The following is a 25,503-nucleotide window of genomic DNA, read 5'->3' on the forward strand; positions in this document are numbered from 1 at the left end:
GAACATAGATTCCCGGGACTCGCTTCGGCGTCCGACCAACTGGGGGTTGGCAATGCTGCGTTCTCGTCGGTCTGCGCTCAGACGCCGGATGGTCCTCCTGCCGTTGCTGGCCGTGCTCAGCCTCATCGCCCCAGCGCTCCAGGCCACCGCCGCGGTGCCCACCACCATGTCGGCGGCCCAGCTCAACACGATGTTCGCCAACTACGGCAACCAGGGCGGCCACTGGACCGGCGCCGACAGCACGACGTCGATCCCGCTGCCGGACGGGCGCATTGCCTGGCTGTTCTCCGACACGTTCCTCGGCACGGTCAACCCGGACTTCTCCCGGCCGCAGGGCACGCCCATGGTGCACAACACGATTGTCGTGCAGGACGGGACCGCGCCCACCCAGACCATCCACGGCGGCACCCCCACGGCACCGAAAGCCGTGGTGGAGGCCACTGATCCGGCGGACATGTACTGGGTCGGCGACGGCACTGTCACGGGCAACGAGCTCAAGGTCTTCTACAACCGCTACCACCGCACGGGCGACGGCCCGCTCGACTTCGCTCTCGCCGGGACCGCGCTCGTCACCTTCGCGCTGCCCGGTCTCACCGTGTCGGGCATCCAGGCGCTGCCGCTCGGCGCGACGATCGGCTGGGGTTCCGCCGTGCTGGACGACGGTGGCTACACCTACGTCTACGGCACGGAGTCCGCCGGCGCGCTGAAGTTCGCGCACCTCGCGAGAACCCCGGCCGGGCTGGCCGGGGCGTGGCAGTTCTGGACCGGCAGCGGCTGGTCCGCGGACGAGAGCGCGTCCACCAGGATGATGAGCGGTGTCGGAACGGCGTTCTCCGTCGACAAGATCGGCGCGCAGTACGTGCTGGTCACGCAGGACGCCAACACCGGTTTCTCGCCGTCGATCGTCGCGCACGTCGCGTCCTCGCCGACCGGGCCGTTCGACGCGCCGCGCTACCTGTTCGACGCGCCGGAACCCAGCAACGGCAAGCAACAGCAGATCTACGACCCCCGGACGCATCCCGAACTGGCTGCGAGCGGCAAGCTGCTGATCTCCTACAACGTCAACTCGCTCGACAACGCCCAGAACTTCGCCGACGCCCGCATCTACCGCGCCCGTTTCGTCGAGGTCGCCTGGCCGCCACCCGCTCCCGGCGCGGTGCCGGCCGCGCCGTCCGGACTGACCGCGACCGGCACCGGCAGCCCCGTCACGCTGTCCTGGCAGGCGGTGAGCGGTGCGACCTCCTATCGCGTCTACCGCCGGGACGTCACGCACGGCCAGACCTACTTCAGCCGCATGCCGTCGAGCTACACCGCCACGAGAGCCGACCTCGACTTCCTGGCCGACGGGGTGACCTACGAGTTCAAGGTCGCCGCGGTGAACGCCGCGGGTGAGGGCCCGCCGAGCGCGGTCAGGAGCGTCGACGTCCACGTCGTGCCACCGCCCGCGCCGACGAACCTGCGAGCCACCGCCAACGGATCCGGTGGGGTGTCGCTCAGCTGGACCGGAGTTCCCGTCACCGCGCGGTATTCGGTCTACCAGCGCGACGTCACGGGCGGGCAGACGGACTTCACGCAGGTCGTCGTGCTGGATCCGCTCGCCACCACCGCGACCGCGCCGGACCTCGCGAACCAGCACGCCTACGAGTTCAAGGTGACCGCGAGCAACGGCGGTGGCGAGAGCGGGCCGAGCAACCTGGTCCAGGCCACCGCCCGGTACGACGCACCGCTGGCACCGGGCAACCTGACCGCCACGCCGGACGGGCTCGGCGCCGTCCAGCTGTCCTGGTCCGCACCACCCGGCCGCAACTGGTACTGGATCTACGAACGCGACGTGACCGCGGGCGAAACCGACTTCACGCGGATGACCTACCCGGTCACCGACGGAACTTCCGCCAAGCCGGGCGGGTTCGTCAACGGCCACGAGTACGAGTTCGCCGTCTCCGCGATCAACTCCGGCGGTGAGGGGCCGCGCAGCGCACCGGTCCGCGCCACCGTCCGTTACGACAAGCCAGGCGCGCCAACAGGTCTGACCGCGACCGCGAACAACGATGGTTCGATCAGTCTGCAGTGGACGGCGCCGACCCCCGGCGACAACCTCTGGTACTGGATCTACCAGCGGGACGTCACCGGCGGCGAGACCACCTTCACCAAGCTCGAATATCCCATCACGGACGGGACCTCGTTCCGCCCCGGCTACCTCATGGCTGGCCACGAGTACGAGTTCCAGGTCGCCGCGATCAACGCGGGCGGCGACGGCCCGCTCAGCACCACCGCCAGGGCGACGGCCAGGTACGACAAGCCACCGGCACCGACGGGGCTGACCGCGACACCGGGCGACGGCCAGGTCTCGCTGTCGTGGACGGCACCGGGACCCGACCTCTGGTACTGGATCTACTACCGCGACGTCACAGCCGGCGAGGCGAACTTCACCCGCGCCCAGTACCCGATCACCGACGGCACGACCGCGACGCTCGGGTTGCTCGCCAACGGGCACAACTACGAGTTCAAGGTCGCCGCGATCAACGCGGGCGGTGAGGGCGACGCGAGCGCCGTCGTGACGGTGAAACCGCTGCCACCGCTGCCCGCCAAGGTCACCGGACTGGCCGCGGCCCCGCAGGCCGACGGCACGGTCAAGCTGACCTGGGACGCGCAGAGCTCCGTCTACTACTGGGTCTACTACCGCGACAGCGCCACCGGTGGCGCCTACACCAAGCTCCCGTACCCGGCCGGCGACCCGACGACGACCGTCGGCCTGCTGACCAACGGGCACCGGTACGACTTCAAGGTCGCGGCGACGAACCTGGCGGGCGACGGACCGGACTCCGACGTGGTCAGCGCGGTGGCGAGCGTGGCCCTGCCAGGCGCGCCCGCGAACCTCACCGGCGTCGCGGCCGGTGACGGCAGCGTCGACCTGTCCTGGGACCCCGCCGGGCCGAACATGTACTACTGGATGTACCGGCGCGACGTCACCGCGGGCGAGACCGGCTTCACCAAGGCCCTCTACCCGACCGACAAGACCGACGCGAGCTGGGAAGGCCTGCAGGACAGCCACGTCTACGAGTTCCAGGTGCGGGCGGAGAACGCGGCCGGGCTGGGCGCGCCGTCCAACACGGTCTCCGTCACCGCGCACGGCGGATTGCCCGCGCCGCCGACCAACCTCCGTCTCACCGCGGGCAACGGTCAGATCGTGGTGAACTGGACGGCCAGCACGACGTCCAACGTGTACTACTGGGTCTACTACCGCGACGTGAGCACCGGCGAGTCGTTCCACAAACTCTCGGTGCCGTTCAGCGGGACCACGGCCACGCTCTCGCCGCTGACCAACGGGCACACCTACGAGGTCAAGGTCTCGACGACGAACTGGGCCGGGGACAGCAGGACGACCCCGGTGGCGAGCGCCCGGCCGCTGCCTCCGGTGCCGGCGGCACCGTCGCTCACGGCGATCGCGGGCAACGGCGAGGTCGGCCTCGGCTGGCAGGGCGCCGAGCACGCGACCTACTTCTGGGTGGAGTACCGCGACACCACGGCCGGGCAGCAGGGCTGGACGCGCCTGCCGTTGCCGGTCAACAGCTACGCGCACACCGTCAAGCCGCTCGCGAACGGGCACCGGTTCGAGTTCCGCGTGATCGGCGGCAACGTGGCCGGCGAGAGCGGACCGTCCAACGTGGTCGCCGCGACGCCGGTGCCGCCACCGCCGGCCGCACCGTCGAACCTGCGGGCCACCGCGGGCAACGGCCAGGTGTCGCTGTCGTGGAACGCGAGCCCGACGCCGGACGTCTACTACTGGGTCTACTTCCGGCCGCAGGGCCAGTCGGCCTGGTACAACGTGTCGACACCGGTGCGTGGGACGTCGTTCGTGCACAAGCCGCTGTACAACGGTTTCCGGGTCGAGTACAAGATCACCGCGGCGAACCTCGGCGGCCAGAGCGGGTTCTCGAACACCGCGGCGGCGACACCGTTCCTGCCGCTGCCCGCCGCGCCCTCGGGTCTCAGCGCGGTGGCGGGCGACCGGCAGGTGACGCTGTCGTGGAACGCCAGCCCGACGCCGAACGTGTACTACTGGGTCTACTACCGGCCGCAGGGCCAGAGCACGTGGCTGTACCACCCGAAACCGGTCTACGGCACGTCGTTCGTCCACACCGGACAGTGGAACGGCTTCAGCATCGAGTACAAGGTGACGGCGGCGAACGCGGCCGGGCAGAGCGGGTACTCCAACACCGTCAGCGCCCGCCCGCTGCCACCACTGCCGGCGAAACCGACGCTGTTCGCCTACCCGATCGCCCAGACCGGGCTGGTGCACACGGAGTGGTTCGGCCCCTACTCGGACGGGCTGTACTTCCAGCTGCAGCACCGGGGCCCGTCCACGTGGGGCGTCTGGACGAACACGTACGCGCCGATCATCGCGAACCCGGCGACCGGCACCTACTTCGCCGACGTGCCGGTGACGTCGCTGCTGCCGTTCGAGAACTTCGACTTCCGGGTGATCGCCCACAACCTCGCGGGCGAGACGATCTCGGACTGGAAGACGGCCAAGGCGTGGCCCAGCTTCGCCAGCGTGTACGTCGACTTCACCGGCCCGGCGGAGACCAGCTACGACCGCTTCGCCTTCGCCCGCAACAACGACTACTGGCACCTCTACTACTTCAACTGGTCGACTGACGGCTGCTCGGTGCCGTTCCTGCCGGGCAGCTGGTCCGACTACCCGCTCGGCTTCCCCTTCCGCCCGTACTGCCTGCGCCACGACTTCGGCTATCGCAACCACTACGCCGCCGGGCTCAACGAGGACGGCTGGTGGCATCGCGTGAACGGCTCGATGTTGTTCGATCTGCGCCGAATGTGCGACAAGCAGCCCTGGTACGCCGTCATCACCTGCTACGACCTGGCCAACACGTACTACCTCGGGGTCGAGACCGGCGGTGGTCACGACGCCTGGGTCTCCGGCGGGCGCTGATCCGGTGTGACAGGCCGGGCACGCGATGATCGACAACGCGCGCCCGGCCTGCCAGGCTGGAGGGCGTCGACGGGAGGCAGCATGGCGCCGTTGGAGGCGAAAACCGAACAACGGGACAACGCGGTGATCCTGCAGGTCACCGGCGAGGTCGACTCCTACACCGCACCGCGGCTGGACGAGCACCTGGCCGCGGCGTTCACCGAGGCGGCGAGACACGGGTTCGCGGTCGTGCTGGACATGACGGGTGTCTCGTTCCTCTCGTCGTCCGGCCTTTCGGTGCTCGTCGACCACCACACGCGCGGCGAGGACCGGGGCACACCGCTGCGGGTGGTGGCACCGGCCGGAAGCGTGTTGCGCGCGTTGCGGGCGACCATGCTGAACGACCTGCTGGAGCTGCACGACACCGTGCGCGAGGCCCTGGCGGCAGGCTGAGTCTCAGCCTGACGTGGTGCTGATGCTGGCCACCAGGTTGATCGTGGTGGCCAGCACGCCGGTGCCGAACAGGTACGAGAGCAAGGAGTGCTTGAGCACGGTGCGGCGGATGTCGCGGGTCGACAGCGAGGTGTCGGAGACCTGGAAGGTCATGCCGATGCTGAACGCGACGTAGGCGAAGTCGCCGTAGTCGGGCGGTTCGGGCTGGTTGAAGTCGATGCCGCCGTCCACGTCGTAGTAGTAGAGCCGGGCGTAGCGCAACGTGAAAATCGTGTGCACGACCATCCACGACAGCACCACGGACAGCACGCCGAGCCCCACGCGCAGCAGTTCCGAGCCGCCGGACGTCTGCGACGCGCGGGCGAGCACGAAACCGACCGAAACGAGGCTCGCCGTCGACGCGAGCAGCAGCACGATCTCGGTCACGGTGCGCGTGGGGTCGTTGCGCACGGCGTGCCTGGCGGTCTCCTCGGCGTCCATCGGCCAGATCAGCAGCCACACCCAGGTCAGGTAGACCAGCGTCGCCACGTCCCAGCCGACGAGCGGCCCGAACTCCGCGTGGCCGGTCACCGAGACCGCCAGGCCCGCGGCGACACCGGCCGCGATCACCGTCGCGAACTTCGCCTTCGCCAGGACGAAGCCGTCGTCGGACGGTGGGCGGGTCGGAAGATCCTGCGGCATGAGGCTGGAAGGTACGACATGAGGCCCGCCGCCGCGACAGGAGCCGCCCTGTTCGGTCCAACGCGCTCAGTGACCGAAGTCCCGCAGCAGCCCCGTGTACCGCTTCGGCGGCGGGGCGGCGAACTCGTCCCGCTTGCCCGTGCGCAAACCCTGCTCCACCAAGGCCTGCACCGTGAGCACGGCGGCCTGGACACCGTCGACCACCGGCACGCCGATGGCCTCCGCGATCGGTGCCGCCCAGTCCGTCATGCCCGCGCAACCGAGCACCACCGCGTCCGCGCCGTCCTCCTCCACGGCGCGGGCGCAGGCGGACGTGACCGCGCTCAAAGCACTGTCGCCGAGCTCCAGCACGGGGATCTCGCAGGCGTGCACGCCGAGGCACAGCCCGCGCATCCCGTACCGTTCGGCGAGATCCCGCGCCCGGCCACGAGTGCGGGACAGAGTCGTCACCACGGTGAAACCCCGTCCCAGGTAGGCGGCCGTGCGCATGGCCGCTTCGGCGATGCCCACGACCGGACCGCGAGCCAACTCCCGTGCGGCGTCGATCCCGGGATCGCCGAAGCACGCGACGACATAACCGTCCACACCGGACACTTCTCCCGCCGCGATCTCCGTCAGCAGGCCCGGCACGCTCAGGGCCTCGTCGTAGTGGCTCTCGATCGACGCCGGCCCCATCGCCGGACTCACCGCGTACACCGAGGTGTCCGAGCCCGCCACGGCTTTGGCCGAGCGTTCCACCAGCGCGGTCATCTCCTGGCTGGTGTTGGGGTTCACGACCTTGATGATCACCGAGCACGCCGGGACGCGAGAGCATAGGTGCACAGCGCCACTGCCATGCCGATGAACCAGGTGTACTGCGCGGCACCGGCCAGCGCGGGCACCAGGACCGGGGCCACCGCGACGATCGCGCCCAGAGCCGTGGCGATGATCGCCTTGGGGTTGTAGCCCTTGCGGTAGTGGTAGCGGCCTTCCGGTGACATGGTGAACAGGTCGTCCACCACCACCTTCTGCTTGCGCACCAGGTAGTAGTCGGCGATCAGCACGCCGAACAGCGGGCCGATGAACGCGCCGAGCACCTCCAGCGTGTAGTGGATGACCTCCGGGCTGTTGTAGAGGTTCCACGGCGTGATCAGCACCGAGCCGACCGCCGCGATCATGCCGCCCGCGCGCCAGCTGATCTTCTGCGGGCTGACGTTGGAGAAGTCGAACGCGGGCGAGATGAAGTTCGCGACGATGTTGATCCCGACCGTCGCGACGCTGAAGGTCAACGCGCCCAGCACGATCGCGAACGTGCTGTCGACGCGCGCAACCGTTTCGACGGGGTCGGTGATGAGCTCGCCGAACACCGGCAGGGTCAGCGACGTCGTCACGACCACCAGCACCGAGAACACCAGGAAGTTCACCGGCAGACCGAGCAGGTTGCCGCGCTTCACCGCGGCGAACGAGCGGCCGTAGCGGGAGAAGTCGCCGAAGTTGAGCATCGGCCCGGAGAAGTACGAGACCACGAGGGCGATCGCGCCGAGCATGACGGGGATGGAGGCGAGGCCGGTGTGTTCGACCTCGCCGAGGCTCAGGTCGATCGCGCCCCAGCCGGCCCGGTAGATCAGGTAGCCGGTGAGCAGGAACATCACCACGTACACGGCGGGGCCGCAGAAGTCGATGAACCGGCGGATCGTCTCCATGCCTGTCCAGAACACCGCCGCCTGCACGATCCACAGCAGCGCGAACGAACCCCAGCCGAGCAACGGCAGCCCGAGGAATCCGTACTGCCGCACGTCCGCGTAGGGCATCAACGCCGGGAAGAGCTTGAGCAGCACCACGTTCAGCGCCGCCGACGCGAGGTAGGTCTGGATCCCGTACCAGGCGACGGCGATGAGCCCGCGGATGATCGCCGGGACGTTCGCGCCCAGCACGCCGAACGACGCCCGGCAGATGACCGGGTACGGCACCCCGGTCACCTGGCTGGGCTTCGCGACCAGGTTGCAGAAGACGTTCACGATGCCGATGCCGACGAGCAGCGCCAGCAGCACCTGCCAGCTCGACAGGCCGAGCATGAACAGGCTGCCCGCCGTCACGTACCCGCCGACGCTGTGCACATCGGACATCCAGAACGCGAAGATGTTGTACGAGCCCCAGGACTGCTTCTTCAGCGGCGCCAGGTCCTCGTTCGTGAGACGTGGGTCGTACTGCGGCTTCGTGGTGCTCGCCGGGCGGGAGACTGTATCTGTCATCACCAACTCCTCGTGCCCTCGGATGTGGTGCGAGCAGCCTGGTCCCGCCGTATTACGCGCTCATGACGCGAACCGTATATCTTTCCGCGGCGCCAGACGTTCGCTTCCAAGGCCATGCAGGAGAGCGCTCTCAGTGAGCAATATGCCTGGTATGCACGTTCTGGCTGGTCCATGAAGGGCGCATTCATGGACCTCAGGTGGATGAAAGCGCCGTTCATGGACGTGGGCGGGACGGCGCCCTGGGTATCAACCGCCTAGTCGGTGTCGACGAACAACCCCGTGTGACGAGGCAACGCGGCGAGTGACGCCCGCAGCCTGCCGTGGTGTGCCCGCGCCGCCGCGACCAGCCGTTCCTCGTCCCGCGCGAGGAACGCGGCGAGCATCTCCCCGTGGTCGTGGTGCATCACGGCTTTCACGTCGTCGGACACGTGAGCCATGGGCTGCACCGGTTCCGTGGTGTTCCACGCCGACTCCAGCATGGCCAGCAGCCGGTGCATCCCGCACGGCCGGACCAGCGCGAGGTGGAACCGCCTGCTGTCGCGGTGATACCCGCGCACGTCCTGAGCCTTGATGGCCTGCCCCAACGCTTCGTGCGTGGCGGTGGCCTCGATGTCGTCCTGCTCGGTCGCTGCCGTCACCGCCGCGGTCAGGGCCGCTATCTCCAGCACTTCCCTCACCACGTACAGCTCGTGCAGCTCACGGGGCGTCAGCTTCGCGACCTGGTAACCGAAGTTGGGCTGGTGCTCGACCAGACCCTCGCCGATCAGCGTCTTGAGCGCCTCGCGCACCGGGATGCGGCTCACCCCGAACACCTGCGCGACCTCGTCGAGCGGGATCGCGGTGCCCGGTGGCACGCCGCCGTCGAGCAGGCACCGGCGCAGCTCCTCCAGGATCGCGGCCTGTGAACCGCCCTGCTGGTCGCTGACCAGCAGGGCGATCAACGCAGAACGCTTCCGCGGACCCGGCATGCCGCGGAGCCTATGCCACCAGCATCGTCCCGTGAGGACTTGTGGCAGTGCGTCGAGCGGCGGATGGGCGCCACCTTCAGCCGCAGCCCCACCCCGATCAGCGCCGGGCCTGTCGATGGCGTTCGACGAGATCAACAGGCCGGAAGCGCGGATGGCGGGCAGATGAACAGCGAGCGAACTCGATCATCGCGAGCTTGCCGCCCTCCGCAGCGGACGTAACCTGGCGGCGGGCTGCCCAAAGGATTCGAGGTGCGATGTTTTCTTTCGCCAGAACGGTTTTCGCCGGTGTCGCCATGTTCGGCATCGCCCTGGCGGTGACCCCGCCGGCCAGCGCGGCGACCTACTACAACCTGGTGAACTACCACAGCGGCAAGTGCATGTCCGTCGAAGGCGGCGGCAGCACCGCCAACGGCGCGAACGTCATCCAGTGGAGCTGCAACGACGGTGGCGAGCAGCTCTGGTACTGGTCGGGCAGCGCGCTCAAGAACCGCAAGAGCGGCAAGTGCCTCTCGGTCTCGGGCGGCGGCAGCACGGCCAACGGCGCCGAGCTCGTCCAGTGGAACTGCAACGGCGAGGCCGAGCAGTCGTGGGACGCGAGCAACGGTTACCTGGTCAACGCGAAGAGCGGCAAGGTCGCCTCGGTCTCCGGCGGCGGCAGCACCGCCAACGGCGCCAAGATCGTCCAATGGAGCGCCAACGGCGGCGCCGAGCAGGGCTGGCAGTTCAAGGCCCGCTTCATCGACGCCTGATCCGGCACTCCACCACGAAGAAGAACTGGGGATTTCGCATGTCCTTGAACGCTGTCAAGAAGATCGGCGCCGTGCTCGCCGCCGCGGTCGGCATCAGCCTGCTCGCCGTCACGCCCGCCTCGGCCGCCCAGCAGTGCTCCGACCTGGACGGCCCCGCCGGTGGCTCGGTGCGGCTCTGCAAGTCCTGGAACTGGGACGGCAACGACTACGACGGCAAGTGGTGGACCGACGGTCCTTCCTCCCTGCCGACGCAGACGTACCTGCAGCGCCGTGAGGACGGCGTCGTGAGGAACTCGGCGTACTCCGGGTCCTACAACGACGTCTCGAAGATCGCCTTCCGGCTGTGCGACCGTCTCCAGGGCGGCTGCACCGGCTGGTGGTGACCGTCAACGCGCGGCGAACTGCACGTTCGTCGGCTGGGTCACGTCCGGCTTGACCGGCAGGGGGTTCACGACGAGGCGCTCACCGTAGATGTCGGTGAGCGCCATCGTCCCACCGCAGCCGGCGCCGTTCTCGGACTGGAAGTAGTTGTACTCCTTGCGCGGCAGCTCCTTCCACTGCCCGCCGACCTGAACCTCCAGCCGCGCCAACGGGTTGCGGTGGTCGATCGCCTGGATTCCGCACCAGTACCGCGATGAGCCGGTCTTGTAACGCACGGAGATCTTCTTCTCCAGCGGCGGGCTGACGAGCGTCCACGTCACCGGGATCTCGCCGGTCTGCGGGTTCGCCAGCCGCGCGAACGCTTCCCGACTCAGGTCCAGTTGCCCGACCCGGCACGGCGCCGGGCAGAGGTTGGTGACCCGCACGGTGATGCTCTTGCCGTTGGCCGTCACCAGGATGTAGGCGCCGCACGCCGCGGAGTCCTCGTAGTCGGACCAGTTCATGGCGACCGTCAACGGGTCTGGGCCGGGGTCGTACGAGCACGCACCGCCGCCGTCGGAGGCGTAGAACGTCGCCGGGCCGCTGTGGGCGACACCGGGTTTGATCTTGCTCGCGAGCGGTGCGTCTGCCGCTGCGGCGACGGGCGCCGGTTGGGCCGAGGAAGTCGCCGGTGAAGATGACGTCACCGGCGGCTCGGACGTTGGTGGCGGCGCCGTGGTCGTGGTGGTGAGCGGGGCGGAGACAGCGACCGGGCGGCCTGAGACGCTCGCGTTGCCCCGCAATGCGATTCCCGCTGTCACCACCAGGAGCGCGGCAGCCACCAGCACCGCGAGACGACCTCGTGTCACCAAATCAGCCCCATTTTCGTGATGTGGTCATTGTGAGCCGAAAGCTGTCACGGCGTCTTGAGGTCGTCAAGACGCCGTGCCAGAAATTCACTCCTTGCACTTCTTGCCGGTGTTCACGCAGTTGACCAGCCTGTCCATGATCTGCTGCGACATCACGTTGGCGAAGTCGTCGTGGTCGGAGAACGGGTTGTGCGCCTCCTCCGGGAAGGAATCGACCTTGTACTGACCCTTCTGCTGGATGTCCCTGGGGATGTTGTAGGTCAGGGAGATCCGCAGCTGCGGCACGGCCTTGAAACCCTTCTGGCACCGGCCGTTCCCGTCGGGGAAGACGATGTGCTCGCGGTGCTTCGCGGAGTCGATGTTCTTGCCGTCCCAGCAGCTCGGGAAGTCGTGGACGCGCTTGACCTTCGAGCCCTGCGGGCAGATCGGGTACTTGTTGATCTGCACCTTGTCCTCGAAGCCCGTGCAGGTCCACGAGTCCTTGGCGTTCTTCACACCGTTGGCCGTGACCTTGGCGTCGCCGTACAGGATGCGCAGGAACTTCGGCATCGCGACGACCTTGCCCACTGGCGAACCGCGGAACTGCAGCTCGGCGACCTCGGGACGCTGGATCTCGCCGTCGTTGCCCTCCAGCTCGTTCTCGTTCGCCTTGCCCTCGCCCAGCTGACACGGCGCCAGCTTCTCGAGACCCTGCGGTTTCGGCGCGTTGCGGCCGATCGCGATGGCGATGCGGTCGATGGTGGCGACCCGCTTGTCCTTCAACGGCCCCACGATCGCGTTCTGGTTGAAGTTGCGGTCGCGGGGGTTCTCGTTCTTGGCGAGACGCTTGTTGGCCTCGTCGATCTGGGTCTTGAGCAGCTGCAGGTTGCGGTCGACCTCCGCCTTCGCCTGGTTCGGCACGTCCGGCAGCTTGCTCCTGACGTCCGGGCAGCTCACCGTCTTGGTCTGGTCGTCATCGTCGTCGATGCGGATCACGGGCCAGAAGTAGGCGGACTTGTCGCCGTTCTTGCAGGTCGTGCCCGCCGCTTCGAGCGACTTGTTGTTCGAGTCCGCGTCCGTGTCCAGGTTGCCCACGTAGTCGTGCAGGTGCTGGGCACCGTTGCGGACACCCGGCTGCGCGATGAAGTTGTCCGGGTTGAAGTGCTTGTTCTCGTTGCGGCCGCAGTCGACCGTGAACGTGCCTGTGGTCGCGCCGTTCTCCGGTCTGGGTTTCTTGACGTTGGGCTTCACCTTCGTGATGTCGACGAAGAAGCTCTTGTCCGCCCCGTCGGCCAGCGCGGATTCGTCGCTGCTCGTCGTGGCCACCACGAGCGCACCGACCGCGACGAGGCCCAGCACGCCCGCCGCGGCCTTCAGCACGAGAGGCTGTCCTTTGTAGAGGCTCATACCCCGGGGTACGGACGGGGAGCCGAAACGGCTCATTTCGACTGCGTTCGAATCGAACAACTGTCGAACGGCCTGGTCGACATCGATTCGACGGCATTGTCCGGATCGACGATTCCGCCCTAGCCTCAACGGATGCGGCGATCGAAACGTTTCCTGTCTTTGACGGTGCTCGCGGTCCTGCCGTTCGTCGTCGGTGCCGATCCGGCAGCCGCGGATCAACCCGGCTGCTCCCCCGCCACCGCCGGCGCGTCGACGAACGCCGCGAGCGTGAAGGTCTGGCTCGCCGGCGACTCGACCATGGCCGACCCGCGGTCCAGCTGCCCGGTGGGCTGGGGCAGCCGGTTCGACCCGCTGTTCAAGGACGACGTCACCGTCGTGAACAACGCCGTGGCGGGCAGGAGCATCCAGACCTGGCTGTACGAGTCGAACGTGAAGAGCACCAAGGACTCCGCGGGCGAGTGCGTCGTGAGCCCCAGGACGTTCCACCAGCGTTGGCTGACCATGCTCGATCCCGCGAACGGGATGAAGGCAGGCGACTACCTGATGATCCAGTTCGGGATCAACGACGGCGACTCCAACTGTCCCCGGCACGTCGGTTCCGCGCGGTACGAAGAACTCCTGGGCCTGATGGCCAAGGCGGCCAAGGACCGCGGTGTCACCCCGATCTTCCTCACGCCCGTCTCGGCGATCAGGTGCAGCGGCAGCTCTGCCGTCGGCACCCGAGGCTTCCTCACCGAGACGGCCGACGCGGGCAGGGCCGCCGGTGTCACCGTCATCGACCTGCACAAGCTGAGCTACACGCTCTACAACACGCTCAAGCTGTGCCCCAACGACGGTGACTACACCAAGGGCCCGGTCGGTGCCTTCTTCTGCAACGACCACACCCACTTCGAAGCCGCCGGAGCCGGGCAGATCGCCGGTGTCGTCGCCAAAGCCCTGCGCGACCAGCGAATTCCGCTCTCGTCTTACCTCAAATGAGGGATTTCAGCGGACGAACACCGGCGGTTCGCCGGCGGCCAGATCGTCCGGCAGACGCATGCCCGTCTGCCGCGGCACGAGCTCGGACTGCAGCACGATCGCCGCGGCGCCGATGGCCGGTGCCGACGCGGCCGACGGCGACAACCGCACGGAGACCGGATGCGCGGCCCTGGCGATGAACGCGCGATCGAGCTCCGCGCGCAGCACCGGCAGGTAGACCGAGCCCGCGATGGCGAAGCTCGGCCCGGTGAGCACGAGCACCTCGAGGTCCAGCACGTTGGCCAGCGCGCGGGCACTGACCGCGAGGTACCGGGCAGACCGTTCCAGCAACGCCAAAGCCCGCGCGTTGCCTCGCCGCGCCGCTCGGCTGATCGCCGCGAAGTCCGCCGCGACCGGTGCCGCGGCCCGCGTCCGGCCGCCGGCCAGACCGGCCGCACGGCTCAGCGCGCGGTCCGCCCGTGCCTGTGCCACGACCGCGCCGGGACCGGCCAGCACCTCCAGGCACCCTCTTGCGCCACAACGGCATTCCGGGCCGTCGACATCCAGGCAGAGGTGGCCGATCTCGCCTGCGTGGCCGCTCGGGCCGCGGTAGGTCGTGCCGCCGAGCACCACCCCCGCGCCGATCCCGGTCCCCAGGTACAGCGCGGCGAACGTCGACGTGGCGCCGACACCGCCGGACCAGTGCTCACCGATCGCGGCGGCGGTGGCGTCGTTGTCGAGCACCACCGGCAGCCCGGTCGCCCGTTCCAGCGCCTGACCGAACTCGTGGTGCTCCGACGGGCGTGCCGACACCAGGCCCAGCCCGAGGATTCGATCGCGTTCGACACCGACGCTGTCGATCAGCGCGTCGACCTCGCGGGCCATCCTGGCGACCACATCAGAAACCTCTGCGTCGCCACTGCCCGCGCGCGAGATGCGCGCCACGACTGCGCCACCGAGGTTCGTGAGCACGTAGGTGATCCGTGCTTCGTCCAGGTGCACGCCGACGGCATAGCGCGCGAAGTGGTTGAGCTGCAACATGACCCGGCGTTTGCCGCCGGTCGACTCCGCGTGCCCCGTCTCGGCGACGAGGCCCTCGTCGATCAGCCCGCGCACGACGGTGGAGATCGTCCCGCCGGTCAGCCCGGTGGCGTTGACCAGGCCGACGCGGCTGATCATGCCCGCCGCCCGGACCAGGTCCAGCACGGCCGCCCTGGTGCTGGCGTGGGTCATCCGCGCCGGTCCGCTCACTGCATTCCTCCGTCGAACGACGAACTTCGCTCATCGACAAGTCGCGACCAGTAAACCATCTGGACGCGTTGACTTTCTTTGTTTAGTGACTGAAGAATCCTCGCCGCGGACCACCCAGCGACGGGAGGATCAACGATGCTCAAGAAGCTCTGCGCACTCGGTCTGACGGTGGTGGTCGCGGCGACCGCGGCCTGTTCAGGATCCAGCGGGGGCGGTGGGACCCGCGACACCCTCGTCGTCTACACCGGGCAGGCCGGCGACTTCCAGCTCAACTTCAACCCGTACGCCCCCACCCAGATCGAGGGGCCGGGCACGATCTACGAGCCGCTGTTCTTCTACAACATCGCGCGGGACGTGCCGCCGAAACCGTTGTTGGGCAAGGACTTCAAGTGGAACTCTGACGGCACGGAACTGTCGGTCACGCTGCGGGACAACGCCACGTGGTCCGACGGTCAGAAGTTCACCGCGAAGGACGTGGCGTTCACCCTGGACATGGTCGCGAAGACCCCGGCCATGAACCGGACCGGGTTCAAGGGCACGACCACCGCGGTCGACGACACCCATGTCACCGTCAAGTTCCCCGAACCGTCCTACATGGACGGACCGCAGGTGCTCGGCCAGCTGTGGATCATGCCAGAGCACATCTGGAAGAACATCGGCAACCCGGCGACCGAGGTGAACCAGAACCCGGTCGGCACCGGCCCGTTCCAGCTCGGCGACTTCAAGGCGCAGTCGTTCACCCTCAAGGCGAACCCGAAGTACTGGGGCGGTGAGCCCGCGGTCAAGCAGGTCCGCTACCTGTCGCTGTCCGGCAACCAGGCCGGGGTGGACGCGCTGAAGGCGGGATCGATCGACTGGCAGACCGGCCCGATCCCGGACATCAAGGACATCGAGCAGAACTACCCCGGCTACAAGGCGATCACGTTGCCGCTCAACCAGGTCGCGCTGTTCTCGTGCTCCAACGCACAGCTGGGCTGCCAGGGCGCGCAGACCGACCCGGCCGTGCGCAGGGCCATCTACTACGGCATGAACCGCACCCAGGTGAACTCGCTGGCGTTCCAGAACGTCAACACCGAGATGTCGCCCGGTTTCACGTTGCAGCCGCGGGACGCGTCGCTGATCTCCAGCAAGCTGACCGACCGCATGGCGCCGATGAACCCGGACGTCGCCAAGGCCAGCGAACTCCTCACCTCCGCCGGCTACGTCAAGGGCGCCGACGGCATCTACGCCAAGGACGGCAAACCACTGGCGCTCAGCGTGAAGGTGGTCGCCGGCTGGACCGACTACATCACCGCGCTGGAGACGCTGAGCCAGCAGCTGCTGCAGATCGGCGTCAAGATCACCCCGCAGCAGCTGTCCTGGAACGAGTGGGCCGACGCACGCGGCCGCGGCCAGTACGAGCTGCTGATCGACTCGGTGGAGCAGGGCCCCGCGCCCGACCCGTACTACACCTACAGCTACTTCTTCTCCACCGCGACCACCGCACCGGTCGGCCAGACCGCGACGCCGAACTTCTCCCGGTTCAGCAACCCGATCGTCGACAACGCGCTGGCGGAGCTGAAGAAGACCGACCGGGGCAACCCCGCGCGGCAACCGTTCTACGACGCCATCCAGGTCGAGCTGGAGAAGTACCTGCCGTACATCCCGGTGCTGACCGGCGGAATCCCGACCGAGTACCACGACAGGGCGTTCACCGGCTGGCCGAGCGAGGACGACCTGTACGCGTTCCCGGCGGTGTGGAAGCGGCCCGACGCCTCGCAGGTGTACGTGAAGCTCAAGCCCGCCGGGAAGTGAGCGATGAACTACTACGTGCGCAAGGCCGCTTTCTACCTGGTGGCTCTGTGGGCGGCGGTGACGCTGAACTTCGTCATCCCCAGAATGCTGCCGGGCAACCCCGTCGACATCCTGATGGCCAAGCTCCAGCAACGCGGCGGGACCGTCGATCCCGCCGCCCGCAAGGCCTACGAGACCCTGCTCGGCACGGGTGGCGACGGCTCGGTGGTCAAGGAGTACTTCAGCTACCTGGGCAACCTGCTGCGCGGCGAGCTGGGGGTGTCGGTCAGCGCGTTCCCGGCGAAGGTGTCCGACGTGATCGCGGACTCGCTGCCGTGGACCATCGTGCTGGTCGGACTTTCCACCCTGCTGTCGTTCCTGCTCGGCGTCGGGCTCGGCGCGCTCGTGGGGTGGAAGCGCGGCACGTGGCTCGACGCACTGGTGCCCGCGACCACCGTGCTGTCAGCGGTGCCGTACTTCTGGCTGGCGCTGATCCTGGTCGCGCTGCTGTCGACCGGACTGGGCTGGTTCCCGCTCAACGGCGGCTACGACGTCGTGCTCGATCCCGGCTGGGACGGCGAGTTCCTCGGTTCGGCGGTCTACCACGGCATCCTGCCCGCGCTGACGATCGTGATCTCGTCGGTCGGCGGGTGGCTGCTGGGCATGCGCAACATGATGGTGTCGGCGATGTCCGAGGACTACGTGCTGACCGCGCGCGCCAAGGGACTGAAGGACAGCCGGATCATGATCCGGTACGCGGCCCGCAACGCGGTGCTGCCGTCCGTCGCCGGGTTCGCGATCTCACTCGGGTTCGTGGTGTCCGGGTCGATCGTCACCGAGCTGGTGTTCTCCTACCCCGGCATCGGCTCGAAACTGCTGCAGGCCGTGCAGAACAACGACTACGCGCTGATGCAGGGGATCTTCCTGGTGATCACCATCGCGGTGCTGGGCGCCAACCTGGTCGTGGACCTGCTGTACGGCCTGGTCGACGCCCGGACGAGGGATCGGAGCGCGGTGTCATGACCTGGTCTCCCAAACTCGGCGCCGGGCTCGGCCTGGCCGCGCTGATCGTCCTGTTCGGACTGTTCGGCCCGTTGTTCACCGGTGATCCGGCCACGATCAGGGACATCGGGCTCACCCCGCCCGGCGGCGAGCACCTCCTGGGCACCACGGTGACCGGCCAGGACATCCTCGCCCAGCTGGCCCACGCCACTCGCGGATCGCTGTGGATCGGCTTGCTCGTCGGGGTCATGGCGACCGTGCTGTCCGGCATCTTCGGCATCTTCGGCGCCTACGCCGGCGGACTGGTGGACGAGGCCTTCTCGGTCTTCTCCAACGTGATGCTGGTGATTCCCGGGTTGCCGCTGGTGATCGTGATCGCCGGGTTCGTGCCTCCCGACCAGCGCGGCACCGGGACGATTTCGCTGGTGCTGGCGGTCACCGGGTGGGCAGCGGCGGCTCGCGTGCTGCGGGCGCAAACGTTGTCGTTGCGCAACAGGGACTACGTGGCCGCGGCGCGGGTGTCCGGGGAGAAGACGTGGCGGGTGATCTGCGTGGAGATCCTGCCGAACCTGCTGCCGATCCTGGCCTCGCAGTTCGTGTTCGCCGTCGTGCTGGCGATCCTGAGCGAGGCGGGGCTGTCGTTCCTCGGGCTCGGCGCGGCGAACTCGTCCACGCTCGGCACGATGCTCTACTACGCCCAGAACGGCTTCGCGCTGCAACGGGAAGCGTGGTGGTGGTTCGTCCCACCCGGACTGATCATCGCGCTGCTCGGTGGTGCGCTGGCGCTGGTGAACTTCAGCATCGACGAGATCATCAACCCGCGGCTGCGCGACAAGGCGCGGCGCGAGCGTGACGTGGTGGCGGTCGACGCGGAGATCGTGCCGGTCGACCAGGACGCCGTGCTGACGGTCCGGAACCTCGACGTGGTGTACCAGGCCGCGAAGCCGGTGCACGCGGTGAAGGACGTGTCGCTGACCTTGCGCCGGGGCGAGATCCTCGGCCTGGCCGGGGAGTCCGGCTGCGGCAAGACCACGCTCGCCTACGCGATCAACCGCCTGCATCGGCCGCCCGCCGAGGTCACGTCCGGGTCAGTCATGTTCGACGACGTCGACGTTCTCGCGCTGGGACCGGAAGAGCTGCGGGAGTTCCGCTGGGTCCGGCTCTCGATGGTGTTCCAGGGCGCCATGAACTCGCTGAACCCCGTCACGCCCGTCCGCGCACAACTGCAGGACGTCCTGCGCACGCATCGACCTGAGATGTCCGCGCCGGACCGTGAACTGCGGTGTGCGGAAGTGCTGCGGCTCGTCGGTGTGGACCCTGCGCGGCTGGGCGCTCACCCGCACGAGCTGTCCGGCGGCATGCGGCAACGGGTCATGATCGCGATGGCGCTGTTGCTCGACCCGCCGGTGATGATCATGGATGAGCCGACCACCGCGCTGGACGTCCTGGTCCAGCGCGAGATCCTCAACGAGATCAGGCGGTTGCGCGACGAGCTGCGGTTCGCGGTCGTGTTCATCACGCACGACCTGCCGTTGTTGCTGGAGCTGAGCGACCGGATCGCGGTGATGCGCGACGGCAGGGTCGTCGAGCACGCGACCGCCGAGGACATGTACCTGCGGCCCCAGCACCCGTACACGCGTGAGCTGCTGGCGTCGTTCCCCAGCCTGACCGGCGAGCGAGGAGCGCTGATCACATGACCACGCTGGAAGTCCGCGACCTGACCAAGACCTTCCACCAGATCCACGCGGTCGACCACGTCTCGTTCACGCTCACCGCGGGCCGCACGGTCGCGCTGGTCGGTGAGTCCGGGTCGGGCAAGTCGACGATCGCGCGGATGATCGCCCGCCTGGTCCGCCCGACGTCCGGGGAGATCGTGCTGACCGGCCCGGACGGCGAACCGGTGCCGCGCCGGGGCTATCGCGACCACGTGCAGATGATCTTCCAGGACCCGTTCGCCTCGCTGAACCCGTTCCACACCGTCGAACATCACCTCACCAGGCCGTTGAAGCTGCACGGACGTTCTCGCGCCGAGGTTCCCCACCTGCTGGAACGGGTCAGCCTCACCCCGGACTTCGCACACCGCAGGCCGCACGAGCTGTCCGGCGGGCAACGGCAACGCGTGGCCATCGCCCGAGCGCTCGCACCCGGCGCCAAGGTGATCATCGCGGACGAGCCGGTGTCCATGCTGGACGTCTCGATCCGGCTGGGAGTGCTGAAACTCCTCGCCCGCCTGCAGCGCGAGGAGAACCTCGCGGTCCTCTACATCACGCACGACCTCGCCACCGCCCGGCACTTCTCCGACGAGGTCCTGGTGATGCACCGCGGCCGGATCGTGGAGCGCGGGCCGAGCGACGACGTGCTCGTGCGCCCGCAGGACCCGTACACCCGCCGGCTGGCCGCCGCCGCGCCGAACCCCGAAGCACGTTTCTCCCCGGGAGGACAGCCTTGATCCGTCAGCACCTGCACGACGGCTGGCAGCTGACCGCGACGACGGCCGAGGTGCCGGACAACGTCCGTGGCCGCGCCGTACCCGCGACCGTGCCCGGCAGCACGCACCTGGACCTGCTGGCGTCCGGGCTGATCACCGATCCGTTCCTCGACCGGGCCGAGACCGAGCTGACCTGGATGCACCGCGCGGACTGGCACTACCGCACCACCTTCCTGGCCGCCGCGGTCACCTCGGACCAACGGGTGGACCTCGTGTTCGACGGCCTGGACACGATGGCGACTGTCGAGCTCAACGGGCATCTGCTCGGCCAGACCGCGAACATGCACCGGAGCTACCGGTTCGACGTCCGGCGGTTCCTCGTCGACGGCGGCAACGATCTCACCGTGTCGTTCTCCTCCGCGCTGGCGCACGCCGAGAAGGCCGAGGCCGGGCTCGGGTACCGCCCCCATGTGAACGCCCACCCGTTCAACATGATCCGCAAGATGGCGTGCAGCTTCGGCTGGGACTGGGGCCCCGACCTGCAGACCGCGGGCATCTGGCGGCCGGTCCGGCTGGAGCGCTGGCACACCGCCCGGCTCGCGCAGGTGCGCCCGGTCGTGACCGTTTCCCCGGACGGGACCGGATGTGTCGAGCTGCACGTCGAGGTCGAGTGGGCCGACGACGACGTCCTGACGTTGCAGATAGCGGTGGGCACCTGTCAGCGCACCGTCGTGGTTCCGCCCGGGCAACGTACCGTGGTCGCACGCGTCGACGTACCGGATGTCTCGCTGTGGTGGCCGGTCGGACACGGCTCACAACCGTTGTACGACCTGGAGGTCGTGCTACGAGGCCGATCGACCATTTTGGACGCTGTGTCGCGGCGGATCGGGTTCCGCACGGTCACCGTCGACACGACGCCCGACGAGATCGGCACGCCGTTCACCGTCGTGGTGAACTCCAAGCCGCTCTTCGTCAAGGGCGCCAACTGGATTCCCGACGACCACTTCCTCACCCGGATCACGCCCGAGCGGCTGGCCCGGCGCGTCGACCAGGCGGTGGAGGCACACATCAACCTGTTGCGCGTGTGGGGTGGCGGGATCTACGAGTCCGACGACTTCTACGACGTGTGCGACGAGCGCGGTGTCCTGGTGTGGCAGGACTTCCCGCTCGCGTGTGCCGCGTACCCGGAGGAGGAGCCGGTGCGGGGTGAGCTGGAGGCCGAGGCGCGCGAGAACGTCGTCCGCCTGATGTCGCACGCGTCGCTGGCGTTGTGGAACGGCGGCAACGAGAACCTGTGGGGTTTCGCGGACTGGGGCTGGCCCGCGCAGCTCGACGGCCGCACTTGGGGCCTCGCGTACTACGACGAGCTGCTGCCGCGGATAGTCGCCGAGCTCGACCCGACCCGGTTCTACTGCCCCGGCAGCCCGTACAGCCCCGGCGGCCTCCATCCGAACGACGAGAACCACGGCACCCGGCACGAGTGGCAGGTGTGGAACGAGGTCGACCACACCCACTACCGCGACCACGTGCCGCGGTTCTGCTCGGAGTTCGGCTTCCAGGGCCCGCCGACGTGGTCCACGCTGACTCGGTGGGTCCACGACGAACCGCTGACGCCGTCGTCGCCGAGTTTCCTGACGCACCAGAAGGCCGAGGACGGCAACGGCAAGCTCGACCGCGGCCTGGCGGCGCATCTGCCGGTGCCGCAACGGTTCCCGGACTGGCACTGGGCGACGCAGCTCAACCAGGCCCGCGCGGTGAGCTTCGGCATCGAGCACTTCCGCTCGTGGTGGCCGCGCACGGCGGGCGCGGTCGTCTGGCAGCTCAACGACTGCTGGCCCGTCACGTCGTGGGCGGCGATCGACAGCGAGGAACGCCGCAAGCCGCTCTGGTACGGGCTGCGGCACGCGTTCGCGCCGCGGCTGCTGACGTTCCAGCCCCGCGACGGCAGGCTGGTGCTCATCGCCGTGAACGACCACGACGAACCGTGGGACGCGCACATCACGCAGGATCGGCAGAGCTTCCGGGGTGTCACGCTGCACCTGACTAGACTGCGCCGAACGGTTCCGCCCAGGTCAGTCGTCGAACTGGCCCTGGACGAACCGCTGCTGCGAGCGGTGCACGAGGACGAGGAGGTGCTGGTGGCGACGACCGCCGACGCGCGCGCCATCCTGCGGTTCCGGCCCGACTCCGAGCTGGCGTACCACCCGCAACCGCTTGTCGCCCAAGCGGAAGCCGTCCCCGGCGGCTACGAGGTCGAGGTGTCCGCCCAGTCGTTCGCGCAGGACGTGGCGATCCTGGCCGACCGGGTCGCGCCGGATGCCGTGGTGGACGACATGCTCGTGCCGATGCTGGCCGGCGAGGTACGCGTGTTCCACATCCGCACGAACGCCGTCGTCGACCCCGCGGCCTTCACCGATCCGCTGGTGTTGCGCTGTGCCAACGACCTGAGCGTGGTGCCGCGATGAGCACGTCCGCCGTCGGGCTCGTGCTCGCCCGGCCCGCGCGGCTGCTGGGCGTCGAGCCGTTCTTCATGGAGTTCATCGCGGGCATCGAGGAACGGCTGGCCGAGCGCGACCTCTCGGTGCTGCTGCACGTCGTGGCGGACCACGAGGCCGAGATCGCCGCCTATCGCCGCTGGTCCGCGCGCGGTCTCGTCGACGCGACCGTCGTGGTCAATCCCGTGGTGGACGACCCGCGCCCGGCCGTGCTCGTCGAACTGGGCCTGCCGGCGGTGGTCGTCGGTGATGATCCGGAACTGCCCGCGGTGCGCACCGATCACGCCGGACCGGTGGCCGAGGCGCTCCGGCACCTCCTCGAACTGGGGCATCGGCGGATCGCCCGCGTGACCGGGCCTGCCGCCTTGCAGCACACCCGAGCCCGCACCGCCGCGTTGCTCTCGGGGTGCTTCGAAGCCGGTGTCGAACCCGTGATCGTCGAGGGCGACTACTCGGAGGAAGCGGGCGCCAAGCTGACCACGGCGCTGCTGGGCCGTGCCGAACCGCCCACCGCGATCCTCTACGACAACGACGTGATGGCCGTGGCGGGTCTGGCCGCGGCAGCGTCGCTGGGCGTCGCGGTGCCGGACGAGCTCAGCCTGGTGGCGTGGGACGACTCCACGTTGTGCCGCCTGGCTTCTCCTGCGCTGACCACGATGAGCGTGGACGTGCATCAGTTCGGTGTGTCGGTGGCGGAGTCGGTGCTCGAACGGATCGACGGCGTTCCCGTCACGCCGCGCTGGTCCCCCACCGCGCACTGCATCCCGCGCGGCACCACGGCATCCGCTCCGGCGTGACCTCCACCAGGCGGTTCGCTCGTTGACGCACCGGCGGCGGCGCGGGCAACAACGTGAAAAATATTCGGCTGACTCCGGCCCACGATCTTGTGGCGGGGATCACGCTTGCCTACTATCCAGTAGGTAGGCGCCGAACCCGGCCAGTTCCGCGCTCTCCTCAGGAACGTGCCCTTCCCACGTTCGCGCCCGAAGCGCCCACTTCACCCGGAGAAGCAGCCATGTCCGACCCTGCACGCAACGCTCCTGGCGGGAGCGCTCTCAAACGTCTGGCGAAGGCCGCCGCGGCGGCCACGATCCTCGCCTCCTGCGTCGCCGCGACCACTGCCTCCGCCAACGCCTCGGCCGAGCTGCGCGAGGTGATGTTCGTCGGCAACAACTGGGACGGCACCGCCGACGTCGTGAAGTCCACCGGCGACTTCGCGAAGATCGGCCGCGTCAACGTCATCCCGGACAAGTCCCAGCGACTCGCCGAGATCTACCTCAACCCCATCAAGCTGGCGTTCTTCCTCGGCATCCGCAACGGTCCCGGCGAGGGTCACGACCAGTTCGTCGACGACATGTACACCACGCCCGACGGAAGTGCCGTGGTCGTCTCGCGGCCCAGCTTCGCCGACGTCGTGTCGCTCGACCTGGCCACCGGCAAGATCAAGTGGCGGTTCCCGGTGTCGGGCTTCCGCTCCGACCACATGGCCGTCTCCCCCGACGGCAGCAGGGTCGCGGTCTCTGCGTCGACCTCCAACACCGTGCACGTGCTGGACATCAACACCGGCCGGCAGCTCGGTTCGTTCAAGACGGGTGACAAGCCGCACGAGAACGTGTTCACCAACGGCGGCCGGTACCTCTGGAACATGTCGATCGGCGAGGTGAACAACGACTTCGACGCGCCGGACCAGGACTGGCTCAAGGGTGACCGGCACATCACCGTCGTCGACGCGAACACCTACCAGACCGTCAAGACCATCGACATGCGCAGCCGGTTGAACGCGTTCGGCCGCAGCGACCTGTCCAACGCCGTGCGGCCCGCGGTGTTCTCGCCGGACTTCTCGAAGCTGTACTTCCAGGTGTCGTACTTCAACGGCTTCGTCGAGTACGACGTCGCCTCCGACGCCATCACGCAGGTGAAGACGCTGCCGAAGAACTCGAACACGAGCGACGACCGCAAGACGTTCGTCAACGACTCGCGCCACCACGGCCTGTCGATGAACCCCGACGGCAGCAAGCTCTGCGTCGCCGGGACGATGGACGACTACGCCACGGTCGTCGACCGCGCCTCGCTGCAGCAGGACCCGCTCGTCGCGGCTTCGAAGCCCTACTGGGCAACGGTCAGCGGTGACGGTCGCCAGTGCGTGATCTCCGAGAGCGGCTCCGACCAGATCACCGCGATCGACTTCGCCACCGGGCAGAAGACGGTCTCCGTGCCGGTGGGCGACCACCCGCAGCGCGTCCGGATCGGGCACGTGCCCACGGGGTGGACCGGTCCGGCCAACTGATCGCACCAGGTCGCAGGGCGTGCGCGCCGCCGCCCTGCGACCTGGTGAACCACTCGCTTTCCGTTGAGCCGCAAGGGTTACGTGTTCGCACAATCGAGTTCGCTGCTCACGGAACTCGATTGCTCGACTCCGGTTGCTCCTCTCCGAGCCGGCGCAACGCGTCCGCGAGCCGTTCCCTGCGGACTCGTTCCGCACGTGCCGCGAGCCAGAAGCACACCAGCCCGAGCGGGAGCTCGACGAACAGCGCCTGGGCCCAGGCGAGCGGGCGGTCCCGGCGCGGGCTCGACATCGTGTCGAACCACGCGTCCACGAACAGCAACGCGCCCGTCACCGACGCGGGCAGCTGCACGTGGTCCCGTCGCCGCAGCGCCAGCCACCCGGTGACGACCAGCATGATGGCGAGCGCGATGTCGAAGATCACCCAGGAGAGGGTGTACTGACGCAACGAGGTGGTCAGGAACGCCCCGCAGCGCACCCTGGTGTCCGGGCACCGTTCGGGCGCGTTCAGGAAGTCGTTGAACAGCACACCCGCCCAGACCAGCGTGACCACGCCGGCGACCAGGTAGAACGGGCCCGCCCACCGGGGCAGCCCGCCTCCGCGCTTCTTCCCCAACACGCCCGCAAGCCTAGTGACACCGTCGATCTTGTGCTCGCTACGCGCGGGACCTGCCCTTCAAGCCGGC

20 protein-coding genes are annotated in these 25,503 nt (G+C 68.5%); 12 read left to right on the plus strand and 8 right to left on the minus strand.

What is annotated here, in order from left to right:
- Positions 1-52: 52 nt before the first annotated feature.
- Both ABZX92_RS15495 and ABZX92_RS15500 read left to right on the plus strand, forming a co-directional pair.
- Complete coding sequence (locus tag ABZX92_RS15495; protein WP_355558876.1) at positions 53-4,951, plus strand: phospholipase A2; 4,899 nt, start codon at positions 53-55, stop codon at positions 4,949-4,951.
- Between the two features lie 81 nt (positions 4,952-5,032).
- The gene (locus tag ABZX92_RS15500; protein ID WP_355558879.1) at positions 5,033-5,383 is read left to right on the plus strand and encodes an STAS domain-containing protein; all 351 of its coding nucleotides are present in this window, start codon (positions 5,033-5,035) and stop codon (positions 5,381-5,383) included.
- Between the two features lie 3 nt (positions 5,384-5,386).
- Here the strand turns inward: ABZX92_RS15500 and ABZX92_RS15505 are convergent, their stop codons facing one another.
- From ABZX92_RS15505 to ABZX92_RS15520, 4 genes are all read right to left on the minus strand, one after another.
- On the minus strand, positions 5,387-6,064 hold the full coding sequence (locus ABZX92_RS15505) for a DUF1345 domain-containing protein (protein WP_355558881.1): 678 nt from the start codon (positions 6,062-6,064) through the stop codon (positions 5,387-5,389).
- 66 nt (positions 6,065-6,130) lie between these two features.
- Positions 6,131-6,853 carry an aspartate/glutamate racemase family protein gene (locus tag ABZX92_RS15510; RefSeq protein ID WP_355558884.1) on the minus strand — a complete coding sequence of 241 codons (723 nt, stop codon included), beginning with the start codon at positions 6,851-6,853 and terminating at the stop codon, positions 6,131-6,133.
- Positions 6,850-8,295 (minus strand): NCS1 family nucleobase:cation symporter-1, encoded by a 1,446-nt coding sequence (locus ABZX92_RS15515; RefSeq protein WP_355558887.1) that lies wholly within the window; start codon positions 8,293-8,295, stop codon positions 6,850-6,852. Before ABZX92_RS15515 ends, ABZX92_RS15510 begins: the two co-directional genes overlap by 4 nt.
- A gap of 254 nt (positions 8,296-8,549) precedes the next feature.
- Positions 8,550-9,263, minus strand: coding sequence for a GntR family transcriptional regulator (locus ABZX92_RS15520; protein ID WP_355558890.1), 714 nt, complete (start codon positions 9,261-9,263; stop codon positions 8,550-8,552).
- Positions 9,264-9,517: 254 nt separating this feature from the next.
- On the opposite strand from ABZX92_RS15520, the gene ABZX92_RS15525 reads away from it, so the two are divergent.
- Both ABZX92_RS15525 and ABZX92_RS15530 read left to right on the plus strand, forming a co-directional pair.
- Complete coding sequence (locus ABZX92_RS15525; protein WP_355558892.1) at positions 9,518-10,012, plus strand: RICIN domain-containing protein; 495 nt, start codon at positions 9,518-9,520, stop codon at positions 10,010-10,012.
- A gap of 38 nt (positions 10,013-10,050) precedes the next feature.
- The gene (locus ABZX92_RS15530) at positions 10,051-10,395 is read left to right on the plus strand and encodes a hypothetical protein (protein ID WP_355558895.1); all 345 of its coding nucleotides are present in this window, start codon (positions 10,051-10,053) and stop codon (positions 10,393-10,395) included.
- A 3-nt stretch (positions 10,396-10,398) separates the two neighbouring features.
- On the opposite strand, the gene ABZX92_RS15535 is transcribed toward ABZX92_RS15530, so the two are convergent.
- Positions 10,399-11,241 (minus strand): expansin EXLX1 family cellulose-binding protein, encoded by an 843-nt coding sequence (locus ABZX92_RS15535; protein WP_355558897.1) that lies wholly within the window; start codon positions 11,239-11,241, stop codon positions 10,399-10,401.
- An 87-nt stretch (positions 11,242-11,328) separates the two neighbouring features.
- Positions 11,329-12,627: a DUF1996 domain-containing protein gene (locus ABZX92_RS15540; RefSeq protein WP_355558899.1), complete on the minus strand. Its 1,299-nt coding sequence runs from the start codon at positions 12,625-12,627 to the stop codon at positions 11,329-11,331.
- 132 nt (positions 12,628-12,759) lie between these two features.
- On the opposite strand from ABZX92_RS15540, the gene ABZX92_RS15545 reads away from it, so the two are divergent.
- Positions 12,760-13,605: an SGNH/GDSL hydrolase family protein gene (locus ABZX92_RS15545; RefSeq protein WP_355558902.1), complete on the plus strand. Its 846-nt coding sequence runs from the start codon at positions 12,760-12,762 to the stop codon at positions 13,603-13,605.
- Between the two features lie 6 nt (positions 13,606-13,611).
- Here ABZX92_RS15545 and ABZX92_RS15550 read toward each other — a convergent pair whose 3' ends face one another.
- Positions 13,612-14,835 carry an ROK family protein gene (locus tag ABZX92_RS15550; RefSeq protein WP_355558905.1) on the minus strand — a complete coding sequence of 408 codons (1,224 nt, stop codon included), beginning with the start codon at positions 14,833-14,835 and terminating at the stop codon, positions 13,612-13,614.
- A 135-nt stretch (positions 14,836-14,970) separates the two neighbouring features.
- Between ABZX92_RS15550 and ABZX92_RS15555 the strand changes: the two genes are divergently transcribed.
- The 7 genes from ABZX92_RS15555 (at position 14,971) to ABZX92_RS15585 (ending at position 24,820) form a co-directional block, all read left to right on the plus strand.
- Positions 14,971-16,629, plus strand: coding sequence for an ABC transporter substrate-binding protein (locus ABZX92_RS15555; RefSeq protein WP_355558908.1), 1,659 nt, complete (start codon positions 14,971-14,973; stop codon positions 16,627-16,629).
- Positions 16,630-16,632: 3 nt separating this feature from the next.
- Positions 16,633-17,631, plus strand: coding sequence for an ABC transporter permease (locus ABZX92_RS15560; RefSeq protein ID WP_355558911.1), 999 nt, complete (start codon positions 16,633-16,635; stop codon positions 17,629-17,631).
- Entirely contained in the window at positions 17,628-19,307 is a 1,680-nt protein-coding gene (locus ABZX92_RS15565; RefSeq protein ID WP_355558914.1) for a dipeptide/oligopeptide/nickel ABC transporter permease/ATP-binding protein, read from the plus strand. The genes ABZX92_RS15560 and ABZX92_RS15565 overlap by 4 nt, the downstream gene beginning before the upstream one ends.
- Positions 19,304-20,059 carry an ATP-binding cassette domain-containing protein gene (locus ABZX92_RS15570; protein WP_355558917.1) on the plus strand — a complete coding sequence of 252 codons (756 nt, stop codon included), beginning with the start codon at positions 19,304-19,306 and terminating at the stop codon, positions 20,057-20,059. The genes ABZX92_RS15565 and ABZX92_RS15570 overlap by 4 nt, the downstream gene beginning before the upstream one ends.
- Entirely contained in the window at positions 20,056-22,503 is a 2,448-nt protein-coding gene (locus ABZX92_RS15575; protein ID WP_355558920.1) for a sugar-binding domain-containing protein, read from the plus strand. Before ABZX92_RS15570 ends, ABZX92_RS15575 begins: the two co-directional genes overlap by 4 nt.
- Positions 22,500-23,330: a substrate-binding domain-containing protein gene (locus ABZX92_RS15580; protein WP_355558923.1), complete on the plus strand. Its 831-nt coding sequence runs from the start codon at positions 22,500-22,502 to the stop codon at positions 23,328-23,330. Before ABZX92_RS15575 ends, ABZX92_RS15580 begins: the two co-directional genes overlap by 4 nt.
- 218 nt (positions 23,331-23,548) lie before the next feature.
- A complete protein-coding gene (locus ABZX92_RS15585; protein WP_355558926.1) occupies positions 23,549-24,820 on the plus strand; it encodes a YncE family protein in 1,272 nt (423 codons plus the stop codon).
- Positions 24,821-24,926: 106 nt separating this feature from the next.
- On the opposite strand, the gene ABZX92_RS15590 is transcribed toward ABZX92_RS15585, so the two are convergent.
- On the minus strand, positions 24,927-25,436 hold the full coding sequence (locus ABZX92_RS15590; RefSeq protein ID WP_355558927.1) for a hypothetical protein: 510 nt from the start codon (positions 25,434-25,436) through the stop codon (positions 24,927-24,929).
- Positions 25,437-25,503: the final 67 nt, after the last annotated feature.

It is taken from the genome of Lentzea sp. NPDC006480 (assembly GCF_040611995.1).
Classification (GTDB): Bacteria; Actinomycetota; Actinomycetes; order Mycobacteriales; family Pseudonocardiaceae; genus Lentzea.